The organism is Vibrio sp. 10N.222.54.E6, assembly GCF_041473955.1.
In the GTDB taxonomy this organism is placed as follows: domain Bacteria; phylum Pseudomonadota; class Gammaproteobacteria; order Enterobacterales; family Vibrionaceae; genus Vibrio; species Vibrio tasmaniensis_A.
In genome coordinates this window covers 1-811 of the sequence record NZ_JBFRTD010000098.1, presented here as the reverse complement: position 1 = coordinate 811, position 811 = coordinate 1, and the positions used below count along the sequence as shown (strand labels likewise).

Here is an 811-nt window from a genome sequence, read left to right as displayed (position 1 = left end):
GTGCCGCTTCCTCTGCGAACGCTTAAGGCACTCCCCACACACTGGCTCAGCCACAAGCACCCTCGCTTACTGTTTCCCGGGCTTGGAAAAGGTGACGACGCACCGATGGACAGAGGCGGTATTCAAAAAACCATGAAGCTTGTGCTCAAAGAGTGTGACATCCAAAAACACGCCAGCCCCCACTCTCTCAGACACTGCTTTGCAACGCACTTGCTTGAGCAAGGGCTTGACCTGCGTTCACTGCAAACGCTGCTGGGTCACGCAAGCCTTAATACCACAGCCCGTTACACCCGAATGACTGCGCTAAAACAACGCGATGCTGCGATGGCCATCAACCATTTAACTGACGCTCTAGACTTAACGGGGAGCATTACATGAGTACCTTTATTGAACTGCTTCGCCAACACCACTCTACGCTTAAGCGTCACTATCATGCGCAGCTCAATGGCGATATGCATCGGGCCATTGGTGCGATGCTCCGTTGCAAAACAGAGCAACAAGGTCGGTCACAGTGGTTTTGCAGCCACTGCCATCACGACGACCGATTACCGCTTTCTTGTGGTGACCGACACTGCCCTCAATGCCAACAACGCACCACTTCTGACTGGCTACAACGTCAGCAGCAAAAGCGGTTACCTGTTCACTATTTCATGGTGACCTTAAACATACCGTATCAACTAAGGGTTTTAGCAAGGCATCAACCTAAAGCGACATATAACGGTATGTTTAAGGTTGCTCAATGCCAACAACGCACCACTTCTGACTGGCTACAACGTCAGCAGCAAAAGCGGTTACCTGTTCACTATTTCAT

Annotated in this window: 2 protein-coding genes; both read left to right on the top strand. The window is 50.9% G+C overall.

Annotation, left to right across the window (positions count from 1 at the left end; all coding sequences use genetic code 11):
- A partial coding sequence (locus AB4513_RS24690; RefSeq protein WP_170962777.1) for a tyrosine-type recombinase/integrase occupies nt 1–378 on the top strand: 378 nt, incomplete at its 5' end.
- On the top strand, nt 375–811 hold a 437-nt coding region (locus AB4513_RS24685), incomplete at its 3' end, for a transposase zinc-binding domain-containing protein (RefSeq protein ID WP_372193483.1). The genes AB4513_RS24690 and AB4513_RS24685, both read left to right, overlap by 4 nt.